Raw genomic sequence first — 19,345 nt, forward strand, 5'->3', positions numbered from 1 at the left:
GCAAGGGGTGCATTTCCTTCTGACTCGAACCCAAGGAATTGCCATGAAACTTCGCCCGCATCTGCTGGCGCTGGGCACGCTGCTGGCGTGCGCCCAAGCCCAGGCCTACAACTGCACGGGGGTCAGCCCCTGGGCTGCGGCCACCGCCTACACCGGTGGTGCCGTGGTGCAGCTCAACAACCAGGCCTACCAAGCCAAGTGGTGGACGCAAAACCAAAGCCCCGCCACCAACGCAGGGGCTTGGGATGTGTGGAAGAGCCTGGGCGCTTGCGACAACGTTAACCCCCCCCCACCGCCCCCGCCGCCCACCGACACCACGCCACCCACCATTCCCAATGGTCTGGCAGCCGGGCAAATTGGCACCGACCGCCTCACCTTGAGCTGGAACGCCGCCAGCGACAGCGGCAGCGGCGTGGCCGGCTATGAGCTGCTGCGCAACGGCGCCGTGGTGGCCAGCCCCACACAAACCAGCGTGGTCGACACCGGCTTGCAAGCCGACACCGTCTACAGCTACAGCGTGCGCGCCAAAGACCGCGCGGGCAACACCTCCACAGCCAGCCCCGCGCTGAAGGTCAAAACCCTGGCCAGCGGTGGTGGCGGCGGCGGCAACGTCGCGGCGCCCATCGTGCTGGGCTACTTTGCGCAGTGGGGCATTTACGGTCGCAACTACCTGGTGAAGAACATCGACACCAGCGGCTCGGCCCAGCACCTCACGCACATCAACTACGCCTTCGGCAATGTGCGCAACAACCGCTGCGAAGTCGGCATCACCCAGGCTGTGAACGAAAACACCGGCGTGGGCGGCGATGCCTTTGCCGACTACACCAAGAGCTTCAGCGCCGCGCAGAGCGTGGACGGTGTGGGCGACCGCTGGGACCAGCCGCTGCGCGGCAACTGGAACCAGCTCAAGAAGCTCAAGGCCAAATACCCCAAGCTCAAGGTGCTGATCTCGCTGGGGGGCTGGACCTACTCGCGCGGCTTCTCTGAAGCGTCGCGCCCCGAGAACCGACAGGCCTTTGTGAAGAGCTGCATCGATGCCTACATCAAGGGCGACCTGCCGCGCGTGGAAGACGCTGGCGGCCCCGGCGCGCTGGCGGGCGTGTTCGACGGCATCGACATCGACTGGGAGTACCCCAACGCCTGCGGCCTGGCTTGCGGCAAGGCCGAAGACCGCGAGAACTTCAACGGCTTGCTGGCCGAGTTCCGCCGCCAGCTCGACGCCGTGCGCCCCGGCCTGCTCCTGAGCATTGCCGCCCCGGCTGGCGTGGACAAGATCCGTGCGATTGACCCCGACAAGTTCCACCCCTATCTGGACTTCATCAACGTCATGACCTACGACTTCCACGGCGCCTGGGAGCCCACCACCAACTTCCATGCTCCGCTGTACGGCTCCACGGCCGACCCCTCCACGGGCGACGTCAAGCTCTACCACACCGACGCCGCGCTGCAGGCCTTTCTGAACAAGGGCGTGCCGGCCAAAAAGCTCAATCTGGGCATTGGCTTTTACGGGCGGGGCTGGACCAATGTGCCCAACATCAACCAGGGCCTCTACCAAAGCGGCGTGGCCGCACCGGCCACCTACGAAAAGGGCATTGAGGACTACAAGGTGCTCAAGACCCTGGGCTGGCCCAGCTTTGTGGACCCGCAAAGCCGCGCGCAGTGGATCTTCAACGGCAGCACCTTCTGGAGCTTTGACACGCCGGTGCAGATCACCGAGAAGATGGGCTATGCCAAGGCCAAGGGCCTGGGCGGCGCCTTCTTCTGGGAGTTCAGCGGTGACGACGCCCAGGGCAGCCTGATCAAGGCCATGGGCAACGGCCTGAAGTAAGCAGGCCGACGGCGGCATCGGGCCTGGCGCCCGGTGCCGCACTTCAGCGCAGCGGCTCAGCCAGCGTTGAAGTCGCTGGCGGCGTGGCGCTCGGGCAGGGGCTTGTCGCCCCAAGTCCGGTTCACGCGTCGCCCGCGTTGCACGGCGCTGCGGGCGGCAATTTCGCGCGCCCAGCGCAGCACCTGCGGGTACTCATGGGCGCTGAGGAATTCGGCCGCCGTGCCGTAAATCTCGCCCAGCACCAGCGCGCCCCACCAGGGGAAGATGGCCATGTCCACGATGCTGTAGCTCTGGCCGCCCACATAGGGCTGGGTGCAGAGGCGCTGCTCCAGCACGCTGAGCTGGCGCTTGGCCTCCATGGCGTAGCGGTTGATGGCGTATTCGATTTTCTCGGGCGCGTACACATAGAAGTGCCCAAAGCCGCCGCCCAAAAACGGCGCCGCGCCAATGCTCCAAAACAGCCATGACAGCGCCTCGGCGCGCTGCGGGCCCTGCGGCAAAAAGGCGCCGAACTTCTCGGCCAGGTGCAGCAGGATGGCGCCCGACTCAAACACCCGCAACGGCGTGGGCCCGCTGCGGTCCACCAGCGCGGGAATCTTGCTGTTGGGGTTGATGTCCACAAAGCCGCTGCCGAACTGATCGCCTTCCTGGATGGTGATCAGCCAAGCGTCGTACTCCGCGCCCGTGTGCCCGGCCTCCAGCAGCTCTTCGAGCAGGATGGTGACTTTGGCGCCGTTGGGCGTGCCCAGCGAGTACAGCTGCAGCGGGTGCTCGCCCACGGGCAGCGCTTTGTCGTGCGTGGGCCCGGCCACGGGGCGGTTGATGTTGGCAAAGGCGCCGCCGCTGGCTTGAGACCAGGTCCAGACGCTCGGTGGGGTGTAGGGGGTGGTGCTCATGGGCACCATCTTGCCACTGCCTTCAGCGTTTGCGCTTGCTGGTGAAGAGTTCCCGCACATTCACCTCGCGCGGCCCTGGCCGCAGCTCCAGGGTCTGTCCGGCTTGCAAGTGGCCAGACCGGTGCACGGCCAGGTAGACGCCGCACCAGGCGCTGTCCCACATCAGCTGGGCGGCCTGGGCAAAGCCCATCACGGCATTGAATTTGCTGCAGGGCAAGCGCGGCTCGCTCACGGCCAGCTCCACCTCGCCTGCGCGCAGCACATCGCCCACCCACAGCTCCTGCTCCAGCAGGCCTTGCAGCGTCAGGTTCTCGCCCATGGCGCCAAAGGGCAGGGCCTCGCCCCAGGCGGCCACACGGGCCTGCGCGCGCACGGTGTTCCAAAACGCATAGTGCTCGCTGGGGTAGGCGTACACGGCTTTGTGCTGGCCGCCGTGCACACGCAAGTCGGCCTGCGCGTCGCCCTCCAGCCCCAGCGGCCCCACGGCCACGGCGCCCTCACGCGCGGTTTTGCGTATGGCCGAGGGCAGGCGCCGCGCCCCCACGTCCAGCTCAGCCACGGCCCCGGTGTTCACGCTCAGAATCTTCATGCGCGGCAGGATAGCAAGGCGGGCGCATATGCAAAGACTGCAGCCCATCTTGCAAAACTCTTCTTTCACGCGCGCAGGCCGAACTCCTAAGCTTCAGCAATTCCCATATCACTGAGGCAAAACCATGAGCATCGCTGCCATCAATGTGCGCAACCAATTCCGCGGCACGGTCAAAGAAATCATCGAAGGCCCGGTGGTGTCTGAGGTGGACGTGCAAACCGCTGGGGGTCATGTCCTGGCCCCTGGTGACGGGCAGCCACGGCGCCACGGCAGAGTTCATCCAGCGCTTTGACAGCGGCCACCAGCTCACCGCCATCAGCGCCTACAAGGACTACCACTTCAACGCCGTCAACGACGAAGGCACGCCCTTTGACATCGGTCGCAACTCGGGCGGCTTTTTGAACGACTACCGCCAGCTCAGCCAGGAGCTGCGCATCACCTCGCCGCTGGGCGGCTTGCTGGACTACCAGGCCGGGCTCTACGCCATCAAGGTCAACAACGACGCGCAGTACCAAAAGGTCTGGGGCAATGACGCCGGGGCCTGGTTTGCCAACGAGGCGCAGTACAAGAGTCTGGACGCCGACACGGCGGGCCGCCAGCTGCTGCAGAACTCGCTGGCCAATCTGGACGTGGCCTACAGCTCGCCCGCCGGGCGCCAGGACATCCGCAACACCAGCGTGGCGGCCTTCGGTCAGGCCAACTGGCACTTCAGTCCCGAGCTGAGCGTGACCACGGGCCTGCGCGTGACGCGCGAGAACCGCCGCAACACCGCGCAGTCCTTCATCCGCAACACCGGCAGCGCGCCCGAGCTCAATGGCGTGGCTGTCAACGGCGTGGCTCTGGGTGGCTTTGCCAGCGACGCCAAGGGCCTGCTGGGCGTGGGCAACAACGCCACGCAGCTGCAGCTGGCCGACCAGGTGGCGGCCAAGTACTTTGGCAAGACCGCCACGGTCACGCCGGGCGAGGCCTACGCCAGCTTGAGCGACAAGCAAAAGCAGCAAGTGGCCTACGCCAAAGCCATTCGTGCGGCGCAGATTGGGGTGCTGTTCGACCGCCGCGAGGCCGAGCCCTATGTGGCCACCCAACCTGCCTTGGTGCTGAGCCCCAGCTACAAGTTCTCGCCCGACGCCACCGGCTATGTGTCCTGGCAGCATGGCGAGAAGGCGGGCATTGCGCAGTTCGTCAACGGCCTGTCCTACAAGGTCGCACCGGAGAAGACCGACAGCTTTGAGCTGGGCTACAAGACCGCGCTGCTCAAGCGCAGCTTGGTGCTCAATGCCGATGTCTTCCTCGCCAACATCCGCAACTACCAGCAGGCGGTGCGCGTGGTGGACGACTACACCACCCAGCTCAACAACAACGGCCAGATCAGCTACACCAGCGTCACCGGCAATGTGCCCAAGGTGCGCGTCAGCGGGCTGGAGATCGACGGCGTCTACAGCGGCATCAGCAACACCGTGCTGCGCTTTGCCGGGGCCTACAACCTGGCCAAGTACCGCAACTTCCCCAACGCCGCACAGGCCGCAGAAAACGGCTGGGCCGGTGCGGCCCCTTATGCCGACTACAGCGGTCGCCCCCTGGCCGGTGCGCCCAAGCTGAGCTTCAACATCGGGGCGGACTACCGCCGCCCGGTGTGGGGTGACAAAGAGTTCCACACCAGTGCCAATGTGGCCTTCAGCAGCAGCTACTACTCGGACAACTCGCTGTCGTCCTACTCGGTGGTGCCCAAGTCCTGGCTGGTGGACTACGCCGTGGGTCTGGGCAAGCTGGACAAGGGCTTTGATGTCAGCGTGGTGGTGAAAAACCTCTTCAACGACAAGACGCCGCAAGCCCAGACCTGGAACAGCTACGCGCCCGCGCTGCCGCGCACCTTCAGCCTGGTGTTCTCGGGCAAGCTCTGAGCCTGGACCCAAGCAAAAGCCCGCTGCAGACCTCGTGCCTGCAGCGGGCTTTGTACTTTGGCTAAGGGGGCTGTGGCCTCAGCGCTGGGGGGCGGCGCCGTAGCGGTCGGCCTGCGTCTTGCCGGTGAGCTGGTGGGTGCGCGCCTCGGCGGGGATGGGCAGCATCTGCTGGTCCCAGTCTTCCCAAGCCTGGCGCAGCGCGGCCAGGCGCTGGGGTTCGCGCTTGGCGAGATTGGCGCGCTCGCGCGCATCCTGATCCAGGCGGAAGAGGAATTCGTTGTCGCGGATCTTCAGGTACTTCCACGGGCCCTGGCGCGCGGCGCGCTGGGCATTGGCCTTGTAGCGCCAGAACAGCGTGCGCTCCACCACGCCTTGCTGGCCCAGCACCTGGGGCAGCAGGTTGCGGCCGTCGCTGGGGTAGGCCGGGTCGGGCGCGCCACCGGCTGCGGCCAGCAGGGTGGGCAGCCAGTCCATGCTGATGCTCACCTGCTCGCTCACGCCCCCGGCGGCCACGCGCGCGGGCCAGCGCAGCAGCGTGGGCACGCGAATGCCGCCTTCCAGCAGCTCTGTTTTTTGCCCGCTGAAAGGCCAGGTGTTGCTGAAGCGCTCGCCGCCGTTGTCGCTGGTGAAGACCACGATGGTGTTGTCCGCCAGCCCCTGCGCATCCAGCGTGGCCAGCACGCGGCCCACGGCGGCGTCGAGCGCGCCGACGATCTCGCCGTATTTTTTGAGGCTGCCGCCATCGAGGTGAGAGAGGCTGCGCAGCTGGCGCGACACCGCCTCATCCCCCGGGCCTTCCCAGGGCCAATGCGGGGCGGTGAAGTGCAGCGAGAGCAAGAAGGGCTGGGCATCGCTTTGGCGGCGGATGAAGTCCTGGGCGCGCTCGGCCAGCAGGTCGGTGTAGTAGCCCACCTTCTCCACGCGCACCTCACCTTCGTAGAGGTCTGAGGGCAGATCGGCCCCCACGCCGCTTTTGTGCGTGAAGTAGTCCACCGCACCGCCGACATTGCCAAAGAACTCGTCATAGCCGCTCTTGAGCGGCCCGAACTTGGGCAGCGAGCCCAGGTGCCACTTGCCCACCAGCGCCGTGCGGTAGCCCAGGCGCTTGAGCAGCGAGGGCAGCGTGGGGTGTTCGGCCGGCAGGCCCAGGGTGTCGCTGGCCCCGGCAATGGGCTCTTCCAGCCCGCCGCGCAGCCGGTACTGGTAGCGCCCGGTGATGAGGCCAAAGCGCGTGGCCGAACACACCGCCGAGTTGGCATAGCCTTGGGTGAAGCGCAGGCCCTGCTGGGCCAGGCGGTCCAGATGCGGCGTGGCGAAGTCGCGCTGGCCGTACACGCCCAGGTCCGCGTAGCCCATGTCGTCGGCCAGGATGAAGAGGATGTTGGGGCGCTTGGGTGGCGAGCTGGCGGCGCTGGGGCGCAGCGCGCTGCCCAGGCTCAGCCCGGCCAGGCCCTGCAGGAGTTGGCGGCGTCGGTTTGGGTGTTGATTTGGCATGGTTTGGGTGGCGAGGGGGGGCTGTCGGACGCTGGCGATTGTGGGGCCACGCTTGAAGACATGGGCCCAGGAAAAACGCCTCTTGGGGGTGTCCAAGAGGCGTGGCTCGGAGGGCTCAGTGCGCTACTTTTTGAAGTCCACGTTCAGCAGCACGTGCACCTCTTCTGTGCCGGTGGCCGCGCACTTGATGCGCTTGATGGCCGGCGTGAGGTACTTGTAATAGGACTGGGGGCCGGACTGCGGCAGCACCTCGGTGATTTGGTTGCCGCGCAGCTTGATGAGGGTGCGCACGGTGCCGGGAATGCCCACGCGCTCAAACGCGTCTTCCAGGGCTTGAGCCAGCGTGGCCTGGTAGCCCGGGCAGGCCAGGGTGATGTCTTGCTTTTGCACCTCGGGCTTGGGGGCCGGTGCGGGTGGGGCCACGGGCGTGGGGGGCGCAATCTCCACGGGTGCCTTGGGCGGCTCGGCCTGGGTTTGGGTGATGGTGGGCGCCGGTGGCGGGTTCACGGCCACCTCAGGCGGGGGCACATAGGCCGGTGGCGGCGGTGTTTGGGTTTTGACGATGTCCTTGATCTTTTCCGGCTTGGGTGGTGGCAGGTCGAAGATCACCGCCGCTTCCAGGGGCTTTTTCACCACCTCGATGGCCTGTTTGGCCAGGCCCGAGGCCAGCGCATAGCCCAGCGCCACGTGCAGCGCCACCACCAGCACCAGGCCGGTGCCGGGTTTGCCGCCAGGGGTTCGCAGCTCGGGGCCCTGGCCGTGAAAGGGGTTGACGCCCGAGGGGCTGAGGATGGCACTCATGTCGGTGTCCTTTCCAGCGGTGCTGTGTGGGTTTATTGGGTGATGAACTGCTCGCTGCCCACCACGCCGACCTTGGAGAGGCCGACCTGGTTCACCGCCACCATGACCTCGGCAAAGGTGTTGTATTTGGCATGGCGGTCGGCGCGCAGGTGCACTTCGGGCGGCACGGGCTGGGTGGCGGCGCTGCTGAGCCGCGTCAGCAGCTCGCGCTTGCCCCCGAGCACGGGCTCGCCGTTGAGGTGGATGACGTTGTGCGCGTCCACATCAATCTTCAGCACCTCGGGCTTGCTTTCGCGCACGGCGTTGCGCTCTTTGGGCAGGCTCACAGGCACGGAGAAATTCACCACCGGGATGGTGATCAGGAAGATGATCAGCAGCACCAACATCACATCCACCAGGGGCGTGGTGTTGATGGCTGAGACCACCTCGTCGGCGGCAATGCGGCGGCGGTGTTGGCGTGCCATGCGTGCGCTCCTCCTGCCTCAGGCCGGGGTTTGTGCCAGCAGCACGGTGTGGAGTTCGTCGCCGAAGTGCTGCACCGAGTCCAGCGTGGCCTGATTGCGCCGCGCCAGCCAGTTGTAGCCCAGCAGCGCGGGCACGGCCACGGCCAAGCCGATGGCCGTCATCACCAGCGCCTCACCCACAGGCCCAGCCACCTTGTCGATGGAGGCCTGGCCCGCCGCGCCAATGGCGCTGAGCGCGTGGTAAATGCCCCAGACCGTGCCGAACAAGCCCACAAAAGGGGCCGTGGAGCTGACCGCAGCCAGAAAGGCCAGACCGCGCTGCTGCGAGCCTTGCACCTTCTCGACCGCGCGCTCGATGGACAGGCTCACCCACTCGTTGAGCCCGATGTGGCGGGCCAGGCGCAGGTGACGGCCCGTGGCGTCCAGCCCCGCTTCGGCCAGGTAGCGAAAGGGGCTGTCCTTGGCCAGGGCTTCGGCCCCTTCACGCACGGTGGGGGCGGTCCAGAAGCCTTTGGCGGCTTCCTTGCCCTGGCGCTGGATGCGGCTTTGCTCGACGAACTTGGAGATCAGCACAAACCAGCTGCCGCCGCTCATGAGCACCAGGATGGCGAGCACGGCGCGCTGGATGGCGTCGCTCTGCGTCCACAGCGCGCCGATGCTGTAAGGGTCGCTCACCGCATGGGTGGCGGCTGCGCTGGCGGCCTGGGCCACGACCACGCCGTCCTGCGCGTGGACCAGCCAGGGCGCGGCCAGCGCGCTGGCCACCACAGCGGCTTGCGCCGCCCGTATCAGTCGGGATTGCAAGCGCATGCTGAACCTCACTTCTTGCTGTAGATCTGGTCGAACACACCACCATCGTTGAAGTGGGTGGCCTGGGCCTTGGTCCAGCCGCCAAACACGTCATTGATAGTGAACAGCTTGATGCTGGGGAACTGCTTGGCGTACTTGGCCTGGGCCTTGGGGCTGGTGGGGCGGTAGAAGTTGCGCCCAGCAATGTCCTGGCCCTCGTCGGAGTAGAGGTACTCCAGGTAGGCGCGCGCCACCTCGCGCGTGCCGCGCTTGTCCACGGTCTTGTCCACCACGGCCACGGGCGGCTCGGCCAGGATGCTCACGGGCGGGTAGACGATGTCAAAGCGGTCGTCGCCGAATTCCTTGATGGCCAGATGGGCTTCGTTCTCCCAGGCCAGCAGCACGTCACCAATGCCGCGCTCGGCGAAGGTGACGGTGGAGCCGCGCGCGCCAGAGTCCAGCACGGGCACGTTCTCGAACAGCTTCTTCACGAAGTCACGCGCCTTGGCATCGGTGCCGCCGGGCTGTTGCAGGGCAAAGCCATAAGCGGCCAGATAGCCCCAGCGCGCGCCGCCCGAGGTCTTGGGGTTGGCGGTGATGACGCCCACGCCCGGCTTGACCAGATCGTCCCAGTTCTTGATGCCCTTGGGGTTGCCCTTGCGCACCAGGAAGATGTAGGTGGAGGTGTAGGGCGCGCTATTGCTCTTGAGCTGCTTTTGCCAGTCGGGGCGGATTTGCTTGCCACCGGCGTTGGCGATGGCGTCGATGTCGTAGGCCAGCGCCAGGGTCACCACATCGGCTTCCAGCCCGTCGATCACCGAGCGCGCCTGCTTGCCCGAACCGCCATGCGAGGCCTTGACGGTGACGGTGTCACCCGTCTTGGCCTTCCAGTACTTGGCAAAGGCGGGGTTGAACTCCTGGTAGAGCTCACGCGTGGGGTCGTAGGAGACGTTGAGCAGGGTGATGTCTTTGGCCAGGGCCAGACCGGTGCTGGACACGAGAGCCAGGGCCAGCAGGCTGCGACGAAGGATTTGGTGCTTGTGCATGGTTTGGATTTGCAGAGGTTGAAGGGAAGGCGAGCGCAGATCTCTCGCTTCGCTTGCAGTCTCAGCAAATGCCGCCCACATCGGAACAAAGACTTTCGCAATTGCTTATGCGCCTTCTGGGTCTCTGGGGGGGGGCTTTGCCCACTCAGCCCAGGTGCTGGCGGAAGAAGGCCAGCGTGCGCGACCAGGCCAGCTGCGCGGCGGCTTGGTCAAAACGCGGCGTGGTGTCGTTGTTGAAGCCGTGCTGGGTGCCGGGGTAGAGGTGGGCCTCATAGCGCTTGCCTGCGGTTTTGAGCGCTTGCTCAAACGGTGGCCAGCCTTTGTTGATGCGCTCGTCCTGCTCGGCGTAGTGAATGAGCAGCGGCGCCTGAATGCCGGGCACCTCATCGGCGGGGGCCTGCGCGCCGTAGAAGGGCACGCCAGCGGCCAGCTCCGGCAGGCGTGCGGCCAGGAAATTCACCACGCCGCCGCCCCAGCAAAAGCCCACCGCGCCGACTTTGCCGTTGCTCTGCGCGAGTTTGCCCAGGCCTTGTGCGGCGGCAATGAAATCCGCCCGGGCCTTGGTCGGATCGAGCTCGGTGAAGCGCTCGCGTGCGCGGTCTTCGTTGCCCGGGTAGCCGCCCAGCGGGTGCAGGGCGTCGGGGGCGAAGGCCAGAAAGCCGTCCACCGCCAGGCGCCGGGTGATGTCTTCAATGTGTGGGTTGAGGCCGCGGTTCTCGTGAATCACCAGCACGCTGGGCAAGGGGCCCTGTGCTTTGGCGGGCCAGGCCAGCAGGCCTTGCACCTGGCCGTGGCCTTGGGGTGAGGGCAGGCTGAGCTGCTGGGTCTGGATGCGCGGGTCGTTAGGGCGGATCTGCTGTGCCGCCGCAAAGCGCGGCGACAAGGCCGCCAGCGTGGCGCTGGCCGCTGCGCTGCTGCCCAGCAGCTTTTGCGCCGTGAGCAGGAACTCGCGCCGGCTGGCATCGCCATGCACGTAGCGGTCAAAGAGGCGAAGGATTTCGGGACTGAAGTCCCGGGCGGTCAGTCGTCCCATATCGGGCTCCCTGTCTGGTGTGGATGGGCTGCCCTGGCGCTGCGGGGCCAGCGGGCAGGTCAACCCAGCGTAGGGGCATCGGGCGCGGTGCGCAAACTTGGGTTTCGACTATCGATATGCAGCAGGCCGCAGCGGTGCCACAAAGGCCCGCGCCCGCGCCAAGTTGCTGGCGGCCAGCGTTTTCATGGCACTCGACAGCGGCACGGGCAAGTCTTCGTGCTGCGCGGCAAGCCAAAAGCGCTCGGCGGCCGCAAAGGCCTGTGCCCACACCTCGGGTTGGGCGCCAATCGGCCCCACCTTGGGTTCGATCGGGCTCAAGTCCGGGTCGATGCCGCCGCCGATGGAGGCATAGCGCATGGGCAGGATGTCGTAGGCGGGCGCCAGGCCCTGGTACTCACCGTCCTCGCCAATCAGCAAGGAGAGGTTTTCGAAGTGCCGGTCGTTGTTGCCGATCAACTCGCTGAAGGCCGCCATCGTGTCCACCTGGCGTGCGGCCTCGGCAGACAGGTATTTGTCTTGCACGCAGCGCGCGGCGAACTCGGACCAGGAGTCCCGCCGGCCGTAGACCTCATCGTCCACCGCCCCGGCCGACAGCAGGCCCACACGCCCGTGGCGCCCGATGCGGTCAAAGCGCTCCACCTCCAAAAAGACATGGCCACCGGCTGTGAGCAGCTGGGTGCGGCTGGCTGGAATGCCCACCTCACCCAGGGCCCGCAGCGCCAGGTGCTCCAGCGGCAAGAGTTCGGCCATGCGGCTGCCCTGCTTGGCAAACTTCACGATGACGTGCCGGGCGTCCCCCGTCAGCCACAGAAACTTGGGCTGCTCGCCGCCCGCGCTGGAGCCCCAGGCCGCTGCCCTGAGCTGTGAGGCCATGCCGACGTAGTGCGCCAAATCCTCCTCGGCTGGCGTGGGCTCCAGGGTGCGGAAGTCCATCTCTCTTTGCACCGCGCCGTCGCCAAAGACGAGGTTGCCCGGCAGATTCATGCCTTGGGTGAAGAGGTAGAGCACGCGGTGGTCGTCGCTCCAGTCCTTGAGGCTGGCTGGGAACCCGGGGGTCTTGCTCGCTTCGTGGGCTTGCTGGCGGCCCAAAAAACCGGACGGTGCCGCAAAGCTCATATAAGGCGGCAAGCCCTCGTAGAGCTGCACCGCATGGCCGCTGCGCTCCAGCGTGGCGCCGCCCGCCAGAAACTCCACCTCGGCAAAGGGCTCGAGATGGCCGCTGCTGGTGCAGCGGTAAATGCGCTGGCGCGCACCAAGGCCCTGGGGCAGCGCGCGCAGCCAGGCGTACCTGGGCGTGCGATCTCCCTTGATGCGAAAGCTGCTGACCGAACCCGCCAGCCGCTGAATAGTTCGCGACAGCGTCGGCTGGCTCACACCCAAGGCCGCCATGAGCTGCGCCGCCGACCGCGGCCCAGCTCTCAAGGCGCGCTCCAGCGCCTGAGAAAGATCGGCAGACGGCTGCAGCCGTGTGGTGCTCATTGGAATGGTTCGTGAATAGTTCAGAGAATTTTCCAAGAATACCGCACGCGATCCAGCCATGGCTTTGAAAGACGCTGCCCAAAGCCGACATCGGGATGCCTGACCCCAAAGACTGGGGGGTGTCTGGCATTTGACAAGTGCTGGCGGAGCGGCACTTTTGCCCAGCCGGTGGGCCGAAATCCCCCGTGGCAAGGCGCGTGCATGGATCTATTCGCCAAACGCATGGAGGGCAGGGGACAGCAAGTTACCGGACGATTACATTTTCGCGACACTCTTGCCCCTGCCTGTCGCACCCCACTTCCAACCCCTGCGAATCCAAGCGGCATTCGGTCAGTTTCGCCCCTGCGGGCCTGACCCAATTCCGCCTTTTCTATCTTCAAAATTGGACTTCAACATGAACAAACCCGTTGTAGAGGGCCTGCACCTGAGCGCCCCGGCCTACGTCAAGCACGCCCGCCTGGTGGCCTGGGTGGCCGAGATTGCTGCGCTGACTGAAGCGCGCGATGTGTACTGGTGTGATGGCAGCCAGGAAGAATATGACCGCCTGTGCCAGCGCCTGGTGGACGCTGGTACCTTCAAGAAACTCAACCCCGCCAAGCGCCCGGGCAGCTACCTGGCTTGGAGCGACCCCTCTGACGTCGCACGCGTGGAAGACCGCACCTACATCTGCTCGGCGCAGAAGGAAGACGCGGGCCCGACCAACAACTGGATGGCTCCGGCCGAAATGCGCGCGCTGCTGCAAACGGGCGACAAGGCCTTGTTCAAGGGCGCCATGAAGGGCCGCACGCTGTATGTGGTGCCCTTCAGCATGGGCCCGATCGGCTCGCCCATCGCCCACATTGGCGTGGAACTCTCTGACAGCCCCTATGTGGCCGTGAACATGCGCATCATGACGCGCATGGGCCGTGCCGTGCTGGACGTGCTGGGCAGCGATGGCGAATTCGTGCCCTGCGTGCACACCGTGGGTGCGCCGCTGCAGCCCGGTCAGGCCGATGTGAGCTGGCCTTGCAACAAGACCAAGTACATCGTTCACTACCCCGAAACGCGCGAAATCTGGTCCTACGGCTCGGGCTACGGCGGCAACGCGCTGCTGGGCAAGAAGTGCTTTGCGCTGCGCATTGCCTCGACCATGGGTCGCGACCAAGGCTGGCTGGCCGAGCACATGCTCATCCTGGGCGTGACCTCGCCCGAAGGCAAGAAGCACCACGTGGCAGCGGCCTTCCCCAGCGCTTGCGGCAAGACCAACTTCGCCATGCTGATCCCGCCCCAGGGTTTTGAGGGCTGGAAGGTCACGACCATTGGCGACGACATCGCCTGGATCAAGCCCGCTGCCGACGGCCGCCTCTACGCCATCAACCCCGAAGCCGGTTACTTCGGCGTGGCCCCGGGCACCAACACGCTGACCAACCCCAACTGCATGGCCAGCCTGGACCGCGATGTGATCTTCACCAACGTGGCGCTGACCGACGACGGCGACGTGTGGTGGGAAGGCATGGGCGACGCGCCCGCGCACTGCATCGACTGGCAGGGCAAAGACTGGACGCCCGCGATCGCCAAGGAAACCGGCGCCAAGGCCGCCCACCCCAACGCCCGCTTCACCGTGGCTGCGGGCAACAACCCGGCGCTGGACGAGGCTTGGAACGACCCGGCTGGCGTGCCCATCGACGCCTTCATCTTCGGCGGCCGCCGCTCCACCACCGTGCCGCTGGTGACCGAAGCCCGCAACTGGGTGGAAGGCGTGTACATGGCCGCCACCATGGGTTCTGAGACCACCGCTGCGGCCGCAGGCCAGCAAGGCGTGGTGCGCCGTGACCCCTTCGCCATGCTGCCCTTCATGGGCTACAACATGAGCGACTACTTCCAGCACTGGCTCAATCTCGGCGCCAAGCTCGGGGCCAGCGGCGCCCAGCTGCCCAAGATCTTCTGCGTCAACTGGTTCCGCAAGGGCGCTGACGGCAAGTTCGTGTGGCCGGGCTACGGCGAGAACATGCGCGTGCTGAAGTGGATGCTGGAGCGTGTGCAGGGCCAAGGCCAAGGCGTGGAGAACGTCTTTGGCGTGACCCCGCGCTACGAGGACCTGAACTGGGCGGGCCTGGACTTCAGCCAAGCGCAGTTCGACACCGTCACCCGCATCGACGTGGCCGACTGGCAGGCCGAGCTGCAGCTGCACGAAGAGCTGTTCGCTCAGCTCGCCCAGCGCCTGCCCGCCGAGCTGCCCGCCACCAAGGCCGCCATCGAAGCCCGCCTCAAGGCGCTTTGATCGCCACCACACCGCTCAAGGGCTGATCTCAGTTCTTGAGCGCCAAAGAAAATGCCCGCTGATGCGGGCATTTTTGTGTGCACTGGATGCCGTTGCCGGCATCAAGGCCTGAGTCGGGATGACTCAGCGCGAGGCGTTGCTGTCGCGACGGCGACGCGCCAGGGCGCCCAGACCGAGCAAGCCGCCGAGCATCAGCGCGTAGCTGGAGGGCTCGGGCACGTTGGCGGCAATCACGCCGTTGATCCAGCCGACATGGTCCACCACGGCGGTGGAGCCCATCAGGTCACCAAAGGTGCTCCCGGCGGAGGCGTTGATGTCGCAGCTGGGGCTGCTGATGCGGGTTTCGCAGAAATTCCAGCCCCAGGAATGCACGGCAGACAGCACCCACTCTTGCCCGTCCCAGACGAAGTCACCGCCCCCTGAGTCGCCTCCGGCAATCAAGCCCTCCTGGGCGCCCAGCGCTGTGCCGCTGTTCCAAAGGTTGCCCGTCAAGCCAGCAACCCGGCCCAGGGTGTTGAACTGGTCCTGTTGCGCCTGCGTGGCCGTGGCGGTGTGGTAGTCAAAGTCCGCCACATAGGTGCGGCCCACCGTGGTGACACGGTTGTCCTCGCCGCTGTAGTTGTACCAAGCCTGGTTGAAGGTTTCCGAGGTGGTATCGAACACGTTGTAGGCGTAGTGACCGTAGGCGGAATCGCCCCAGTTCGGGCTTGTGGTGCCGTTCCCGCTGGTGCCGTAGCCCGTCATGATGAAGGTCTTGCCCACATCGTTGGAGGTGCTGAGTTTGTAGCTGGGCAGGTCGGTGACAGGGGCACTGAGTTTGACAATCGCAATATCAGCACCCGTGTCCAGCGCGCCGGTCCAGCTTGGGTGCACCCATGCCTGTGTGCCCGTGCGTGTGGCCAGAGCCACGTTGTTGGTCAGCCCGAACTTGATGGTCATGCTGGTGAAGTCGTCGGCACAGTGGGCTGCCGTCAGGATGAACGCGCCTCCACCGATGAGCGAGCCGCTGCAGGCATAGGTGCCGCCCGTGGACGGGGTAAATGTCAGACGGGCCGTGCCATCAAACGCTCCTTGCACGCCATTGAAGGCCATGCCAGCAGTCAGGCGCCAGTTGCTCGGGGCGCTGGTGTTGCCGGTGTAAGGGTCGACTTTGGAGGGCATGTAGCCAGGGTCCAGAGCAGGCATGCTGGTACGGCCAGCGTTGTCCTGAAAGGCATGTGCGGCAGTACCCAAAAGGCTCAAGGTGATGAGCGTGAGCGTGGGTATTTGAAGGCGGACTCGGCGCATTTGTGGTGCTCCTTGCGAGACGGTTGGATCAAAAATCCCCAGCCAGGGCGTGCCAAAGGACTGCCGCGCAAACTTCGCGCACCCTGGAACCAGACTGGGGGGGGTGGCGAGAGCATAGGAGTTCGTGAATTAGTACCGTCTAGGGTAAGAATCACCGCCAAAGTGAGGGGCGTTTGCTTGAATTGTTTCAAACATCGCCTAAGTGGAAACAGGCCGTTAAACCGCCTGTTGCTGAGTCGCCTTCTCCCGAAGGTGTCCAAGTTGGCTGTATTGGGGTGACATGAAGCGCCGACGGCGCCTTGAGGCGCCGTCCATGCTTCGAGCGACATTCGGCGCCGCAGCGCTGTGGCTTAAAACACGCGGTAGGCCGCAGCGCGCAATTCTGCGGCGAAGCTGGGCATGCTTTCGTCGTATTCGGCCGCCAGGGCCAGCAACTCGCGCTGTGCGCGCAGCGTGGCGGCGCGTTCCATGCGTGCCTTGAGGTTTTGCAGCAGGCGAGCCCAGACGCGGGCCCCGATGGTGGCAAAGGTGCCGCCTTTGCGCACGGTGCGGCTCAGGGGAAGTCCGAAAGTTTGGGTGACGACGCTCATGGCGATTCTCTTGGTGTTGAACGCCCCGATCAGGACGCTTGGCGGCAGTATCGGGTAAACCCTAGATTGACGCCAGTGCAAGCTGGGCATGACGGCCATGCGAAACGCGCATAGTCTGCGCTCCGACAAACTTGTGCGGGCGTTCCTGGCTTTTGTGGATGCGTGCAAGCGGCTGCTGTGTTTGGGCTTTGTTCGCTGCTTTGGCTGCTCAAAGCCCTCGCAAAAGAGGACAATCGCACGCCATGAAATCCATTTCCCAGGACCTTTCCGACGCCGAGTTCAACGAGTTGGACGATTTGCTGGAGGCCGCCCCTGCGCCTCTGGAGCCGCTCAACGCCACCATGGTGGACGGCTACCTCTGCGGCGTGCTGGTGCAGCCGCGTGTGATCGGCGTGGACGAGTTGCTCGCGCCCATTTTTGATTTTGACGGCCGGCCCCTGCCGGACGATGTCGACACCGCTTGGCTGCAGCGCGTGCAAGCGCTGGTGGCGCGCCGCCACGCCGCGCTCAACCAAAGCATGGTGGAGCAGGGCTGGTTCTTCCCGCTGCTGCCGGACTTGGAAGCCGAGGACGAGCCCGCCGCCGAGGCTCCAACCACGGATGCCACGGACGCCGTCGCCCCGACCGAGCCGCTTGAAGGCCAAGCCAAGAGCGAAGGCGAGGCACCGCGCTCCATCGTCACCGAGACCCTCATGCCCTGGGTGCTGGGCTTCTATCACGCCTGCACGGTGTTCCCGCAGCTGCATGACAGCACCGAAGACTCGGTCGAGATGCTGCTGGCGCGCCTGTACCGCCACCTGCCGGCCGAAACCGAGGAAGAGCGCCAGGTCGTGGCCACGCTGGACCAAGACCACCCGCTCAAGAACGTGGACGAGGCGATCGAGGACTTGGTGCTCAACGTCGTGGAACTGCTCTCGGCCACCGAGTCGCAGCGCTACGCCGTGCCCCAGGTGCGGCGCGACAGCCCCAAGCTCGGCCGCAACGACCCCTGCCACTGCGGCAGTGGCAAGAAGTTCAAAAACTGCCACGGCGCCAGCTGAGCCCATTTGCCGCCGCTCGCACCTTCAGGGTGCCTGAGGCGGCCTTGCTGTATGCGCTTTCAGCTGCTTTCTGATCTGCACCTCGAAACCGAGGATTTCCAGCCCCAGGCCGCGCCCGGGGCGGAGTTGTTGGTGCTCGCGGGCGACATCGACAGCACCTGGCAGGGCCTGGAGCGCTTTGCGCGCTGGCCCGTGCCCGTGCTGCTGGTGCCTGGGAACCACGAGTTCGATGGCCGCGAAATCACCGCTGCCCGCGCTGAGCTGCGCGCCCGCGCGGACGCCCTGGGCCTGCGTTTGCTCGACGACGAGGTCTACCTCCACACCGACCGCCAAGGCCGCGCCGTGCGCGTGCTGGGCTGCACGCGCTGGAGCGACTTTGACCTCTTTGGCAGCGCGGAGCGCGCGCGCTCCATGCGTGCCGCCAGCTACTTCCAGCGCTATATGCGAGCCCGCCTGGGCGAGGCCGCGTTTGATGCCGAGGCCGTGCGCACGCTGGGCCTGGCGCAGAAAGCCTGGTTGCAACAGGTGCTCAGCCAGCCCTTTGCGGGGCCGACGTTGGTGATTACTCACTTTGCACCCAGCCTGCGCAGCGCCGACCCGCGCTACGGCCGCCAACCCACCACAGCCAGCTTTTGCAGCAACGATGAAGACCTGCTGCCGCTGGCCCAGATGTGGGTGCACGGCCATGTGCACTGGCGTCCCGACTACGGGTTTGAGCATGCCGCGGGTCGCACCCGTGTGGTGTGCAATGCCCGCGGACTGGCGTACAAAGGGGAGGCCGATGGCTTCGACCCCTTGCTGTGCCTGGACCTGTGATGCTGGGCTGACTTGATGTCGGTCAAGCGGCTCACCCACCGGCCTGACACACTCATATTTCACTGCATCCGCCGCCACGCGGCTGATTTCCCCAAGGAGTACCCCCATGAAGATTTTGGTTCCCGTCGATGGCAGCGCCTACACCAAGCGCATGCTGGCCTACCTGGCTGCCCATGACGAATGGCTGGGTGAAACCCACCGCTACACCGTGCTGCACATCGTGCCTGCCGTGCCCCCGCGTGCTGCAGCCGTGCTGGACAAGGCCACGCTGAAGGCCTACTACGAGGACGAGGCGGAAAAGGTGCTCAAGCCCATCCGCGCCTTCATGAGCCGTCACAACCTGAGCGTTGAATACGTGGTCAAGGTCGGCCATGCGGCTGACGTCATCACCAGCGTGGCTGGCAAGAGCAAGCATGACTTGCTGATCATGGGCTCGCACGGCCACAGCGCACTGGGCAATTTGGTCATGGGCTCCGTGGCCACCAAAGTGCTGGCCAACTGCGCCACGCCCGTGCTGCTGGTGCGCTGAAAATCCCCGGTAGCCGCGCTGCCCTCAGCTGCGGCGGCGCCCTGACAGCCACGCCAGCGGCGATTCGTTGCTGGGCGCGGCTGGGTGGGCTTGCTGCTGGCTCTCAAGGGGGTAGTCTGCCGCGGGTCGGTTGTCAAACGGCGCGTCTTCCAGCGAGGCCTCCATGCCAAAGGCCGTGCCAAGGTCGGCCGGTTCAGGGGTATGGACGGGTGGGGCGGCACGGCGAAACAGGCGCAGGGGTGAGACGAAACGCATGATGAACCTCGGCGGTAGCAGCATCGGCCCCAGAGTCGTCCTGACCTGGTTCAGCAAGCGGGGTTTGCCGGGGCTCTGAGCCGCAGTTTGCGCCGTGCTGATCGGGGTGAACGCCTGAACAGCGGTCATAGTGACGGACAGTTCACGCTTACCCAAGTCATGCTGCTGTGCAACGATCAGGATTGAGACACCCACTTTTTGGGGGCATCCCGTTGAGGGCTTGTATGGGTATCCTCGGTGCCCCTTCA

18 protein-coding genes and 1 pseudogene are annotated in these 19,345 nt (G+C 65.7%); 7 read left to right on the plus strand and 12 right to left on the minus strand.

The annotated features are described in order from the left end of the window. The first annotated feature begins 43 nt into the window (after positions 1-43). Entirely contained in the window at positions 44-1,828 is a 1,785-nt protein-coding gene (locus ACG0Z6_RS06430) for a glycosyl hydrolase family 18 protein (protein ID WP_394459652.1), read from the plus strand. A 56-nt stretch (positions 1,829-1,884) separates the two neighbouring features. Here the strand turns inward: ACG0Z6_RS06430 and yghU are convergent, their stop codons facing one another. After that, positions 1,885-2,724 carry a glutathione-dependent disulfide-bond oxidoreductase gene (gene yghU / locus ACG0Z6_RS06435; protein WP_394459654.1) on the minus strand — a complete coding sequence of 280 codons (840 nt, stop codon included), beginning with the start codon at positions 2,722-2,724 and terminating at the stop codon, positions 1,885-1,887. Between the two features lie 22 nt (positions 2,725-2,746). Beyond that, complete coding sequence (locus ACG0Z6_RS06440) at positions 2,747-3,313, minus strand: MOSC domain-containing protein (RefSeq protein ID WP_394459656.1); 567 nt, start codon at positions 3,311-3,313, stop codon at positions 2,747-2,749. Between the two features lie 124 nt (positions 3,314-3,437). Here ACG0Z6_RS06440 and ACG0Z6_RS06445 point away from each other — a divergent pair. Next, positions 3,438-3,548, plus strand: a pseudogene (locus ACG0Z6_RS06445) (TOBE domain-containing protein); the annotation flags it as partial. Further along, the gene (locus tag ACG0Z6_RS06450; RefSeq protein ID WP_394459658.1) at positions 3,544-5,214 is read left to right on the plus strand and encodes a TonB-dependent receptor domain-containing protein; all 1,671 of its coding nucleotides are present in this window, start codon (positions 3,544-3,546) and stop codon (positions 5,212-5,214) included. The pseudogene ACG0Z6_RS06445 and the gene ACG0Z6_RS06450, both read left to right, overlap by 5 nt. Positions 5,215-5,292: 78 nt before the next feature. Here ACG0Z6_RS06450 and ACG0Z6_RS06455 read toward each other — a convergent pair whose 3' ends face one another. The 7 genes from ACG0Z6_RS06455 to ACG0Z6_RS06485 form a co-directional block, all read right to left on the minus strand. Next, positions 5,293-6,708: a sulfatase family protein gene (locus ACG0Z6_RS06455; RefSeq protein ID WP_394459660.1), complete on the minus strand. Its 1,416-nt coding sequence runs from the start codon at positions 6,706-6,708 to the stop codon at positions 5,293-5,295. Positions 6,709-6,831: 123 nt separating this feature from the next. Continuing rightward, positions 6,832-7,509, minus strand: a complete 678-nt coding sequence (locus ACG0Z6_RS06460; RefSeq protein ID WP_394459662.1) for a hypothetical protein — start codon at positions 7,507-7,509, stop codon at positions 6,832-6,834. Positions 7,510-7,541: 32 nt separating this feature from the next. Continuing rightward, positions 7,542-7,973 (minus strand): ExbD/TolR family protein, encoded by a 432-nt coding sequence (locus ACG0Z6_RS06465; protein ID WP_394459664.1) that lies wholly within the window; start codon positions 7,971-7,973, stop codon positions 7,542-7,544. Between the two features lie 18 nt (positions 7,974-7,991). Continuing rightward, entirely contained in the window at positions 7,992-8,783 is a 792-nt protein-coding gene (locus ACG0Z6_RS06470; RefSeq protein WP_394459666.1) for a MotA/TolQ/ExbB proton channel family protein, read from the minus strand. A gap of 8 nt (positions 8,784-8,791) precedes the next feature. Further along, on the minus strand, positions 8,792-9,808 hold the full coding sequence (locus ACG0Z6_RS06475; protein WP_394459668.1) for a sulfate ABC transporter substrate-binding protein: 1,017 nt from the start codon (positions 9,806-9,808) through the stop codon (positions 8,792-8,794). A 145-nt stretch (positions 9,809-9,953) separates the two neighbouring features. Next, a complete protein-coding gene (locus ACG0Z6_RS06480) occupies positions 9,954-10,841 on the minus strand; it encodes a dienelactone hydrolase family protein (RefSeq protein WP_394459670.1) in 888 nt (295 codons plus the stop codon). 108 nt (positions 10,842-10,949) lie between these two features. Further along, positions 10,950-12,320, minus strand: a complete 1,371-nt coding sequence (locus ACG0Z6_RS06485) for a HipA domain-containing protein (protein WP_394459672.1) — start codon at positions 12,318-12,320, stop codon at positions 10,950-10,952. A gap of 394 nt (positions 12,321-12,714) precedes the next feature. Here ACG0Z6_RS06485 and ACG0Z6_RS06490 point away from each other — a divergent pair, with 394 nt between their 5' ends. Then, complete coding sequence (locus ACG0Z6_RS06490; protein ID WP_394459674.1) at positions 12,715-14,580, plus strand: phosphoenolpyruvate carboxykinase (GTP); 1,866 nt, start codon at positions 12,715-12,717, stop codon at positions 14,578-14,580. A 123-nt stretch (positions 14,581-14,703) separates the two neighbouring features. On the opposite strand, the gene ACG0Z6_RS06495 is transcribed toward ACG0Z6_RS06490, so the two are convergent. Next, entirely contained in the window at positions 14,704-15,867 is a 1,164-nt protein-coding gene (locus ACG0Z6_RS06495) for a trypsin-like serine protease (protein ID WP_394459676.1), read from the minus strand. Between the two features lie 350 nt (positions 15,868-16,217). Further along, on the minus strand, positions 16,218-16,457 hold the full coding sequence (locus ACG0Z6_RS06500) for a hypothetical protein (RefSeq protein WP_394459678.1): 240 nt from the start codon (positions 16,455-16,457) through the stop codon (positions 16,218-16,220). A 242-nt stretch (positions 16,458-16,699) separates the two neighbouring features. Between ACG0Z6_RS06500 and ACG0Z6_RS06505 the strand changes: the two genes are divergently transcribed. The 3 genes from ACG0Z6_RS06505 to ACG0Z6_RS06515 all read left to right on the plus strand — a co-directional run bounded on the left by ACG0Z6_RS06505 (position 16,700) and on the right by ACG0Z6_RS06515 (position 18,842). Further along, a complete protein-coding gene (locus ACG0Z6_RS06505) occupies positions 16,700-17,497 on the plus strand; it encodes a UPF0149 family protein (protein ID WP_394459680.1) in 798 nt (265 codons plus the stop codon). Positions 17,498-17,548: 51 nt separating this feature from the next. Then, complete coding sequence (locus ACG0Z6_RS06510) at positions 17,549-18,313, plus strand: metallophosphoesterase (protein WP_394459682.1); 765 nt, start codon at positions 17,549-17,551, stop codon at positions 18,311-18,313. 106 nt (positions 18,314-18,419) lie between these two features. Further along, positions 18,420-18,842, plus strand: a complete 423-nt coding sequence (locus tag ACG0Z6_RS06515; RefSeq protein WP_394459683.1) for a universal stress protein — start codon at positions 18,420-18,422, stop codon at positions 18,840-18,842. A 24-nt stretch (positions 18,843-18,866) separates the two neighbouring features. On the opposite strand, the gene ACG0Z6_RS06520 is transcribed toward ACG0Z6_RS06515, so the two are convergent. After that, entirely contained in the window at positions 18,867-19,097 is a 231-nt protein-coding gene (locus ACG0Z6_RS06520) for a hypothetical protein (protein WP_394459685.1), read from the minus strand. Positions 19,098-19,345: the final 248 nt, after the last annotated feature.

This window comes from Roseateles rivi (assembly GCF_043555845.1).
In the GTDB taxonomy this organism is placed as follows: Bacteria; Pseudomonadota; Gammaproteobacteria; order Burkholderiales; family Burkholderiaceae_C; genus Roseateles; species Roseateles rivi.

Excerpts from the sequence above, each read along its gene's own strand:
- ACG0Z6_RS06510 (WP_394459682.1), top strand. The coding sequence starts at position 17,549 with ATGCGCTTTCAGCTGCTTTCTGATCTGCACCTCGAAACCGAGGATTTC.
- ACG0Z6_RS06490 (WP_394459674.1), top strand. The coding sequence starts at position 12,715 with ATGAACAAACCCGTTGTAGAGGGCCTGCACCTGAGCGCCCCGGCCTAC.
- ACG0Z6_RS06440 (WP_394459656.1), bottom strand. The coding sequence starts at position 3,313 with ATGAAGATTCTGAGCGTGAACACCGGGGCCGTGGCTGAGCTGGACGTG.
- ACG0Z6_RS06520 (WP_394459685.1), bottom strand. The coding sequence starts at position 19,097 with ATGCGTTTCGTCTCACCCCTGCGCCTGTTTCGCCGTGCCGCCCCACCC.
- ACG0Z6_RS06495 (WP_394459676.1), bottom strand. The coding sequence starts at position 15,867 with ATGCGCCGAGTCCGCCTTCAAATACCCACGCTCACGCTCATCACCTTG.
- yghU (WP_394459654.1), bottom strand. The coding sequence starts at position 2,724 with ATGAGCACCACCCCCTACACCCCACCGAGCGTCTGGACCTGGTCTCAA.
- ACG0Z6_RS06515 (WP_394459683.1), top strand. The coding sequence starts at position 18,420 with ATGAAGATTTTGGTTCCCGTCGATGGCAGCGCCTACACCAAGCGCATG.
- ACG0Z6_RS06450 (WP_394459658.1), top strand. The coding sequence starts at position 3,544 with ATGTCCTGGCCCCTGGTGACGGGCAGCCACGGCGCCACGGCAGAGTTC.
- ACG0Z6_RS06505 (WP_394459680.1), top strand. The coding sequence starts at position 16,700 with ATGAAATCCATTTCCCAGGACCTTTCCGACGCCGAGTTCAACGAGTTG.
- ACG0Z6_RS06475 (WP_394459668.1), bottom strand. The coding sequence starts at position 9,808 with ATGCACAAGCACCAAATCCTTCGTCGCAGCCTGCTGGCCCTGGCTCTC.
- ACG0Z6_RS06480 (WP_394459670.1), bottom strand. The coding sequence starts at position 10,841 with ATGGGACGACTGACCGCCCGGGACTTCAGTCCCGAAATCCTTCGCCTC.
- ACG0Z6_RS06485 (WP_394459672.1), bottom strand. The coding sequence starts at position 12,320 with ATGAGCACCACACGGCTGCAGCCGTCTGCCGATCTTTCTCAGGCGCTG.
- ACG0Z6_RS06500 (WP_394459678.1), bottom strand. The coding sequence starts at position 16,457 with ATGAGCGTCGTCACCCAAACTTTCGGACTTCCCCTGAGCCGCACCGTG.
- ACG0Z6_RS06430 (WP_394459652.1), top strand. The coding sequence starts at position 44 with ATGAAACTTCGCCCGCATCTGCTGGCGCTGGGCACGCTGCTGGCGTGC.
- ACG0Z6_RS06455 (WP_394459660.1), bottom strand. The coding sequence starts at position 6,708 with ATGCCAAATCAACACCCAAACCGACGCCGCCAACTCCTGCAGGGCCTG.
- ACG0Z6_RS06465 (WP_394459664.1), bottom strand. The coding sequence starts at position 7,973 with ATGGCACGCCAACACCGCCGCCGCATTGCCGCCGACGAGGTGGTCTCA.
- ACG0Z6_RS06460 (WP_394459662.1), bottom strand. The coding sequence starts at position 7,509 with ATGAGTGCCATCCTCAGCCCCTCGGGCGTCAACCCCTTTCACGGCCAG.
- ACG0Z6_RS06470 (WP_394459666.1), bottom strand. The coding sequence starts at position 8,783 with ATGCGCTTGCAATCCCGACTGATACGGGCGGCGCAAGCCGCTGTGGTG.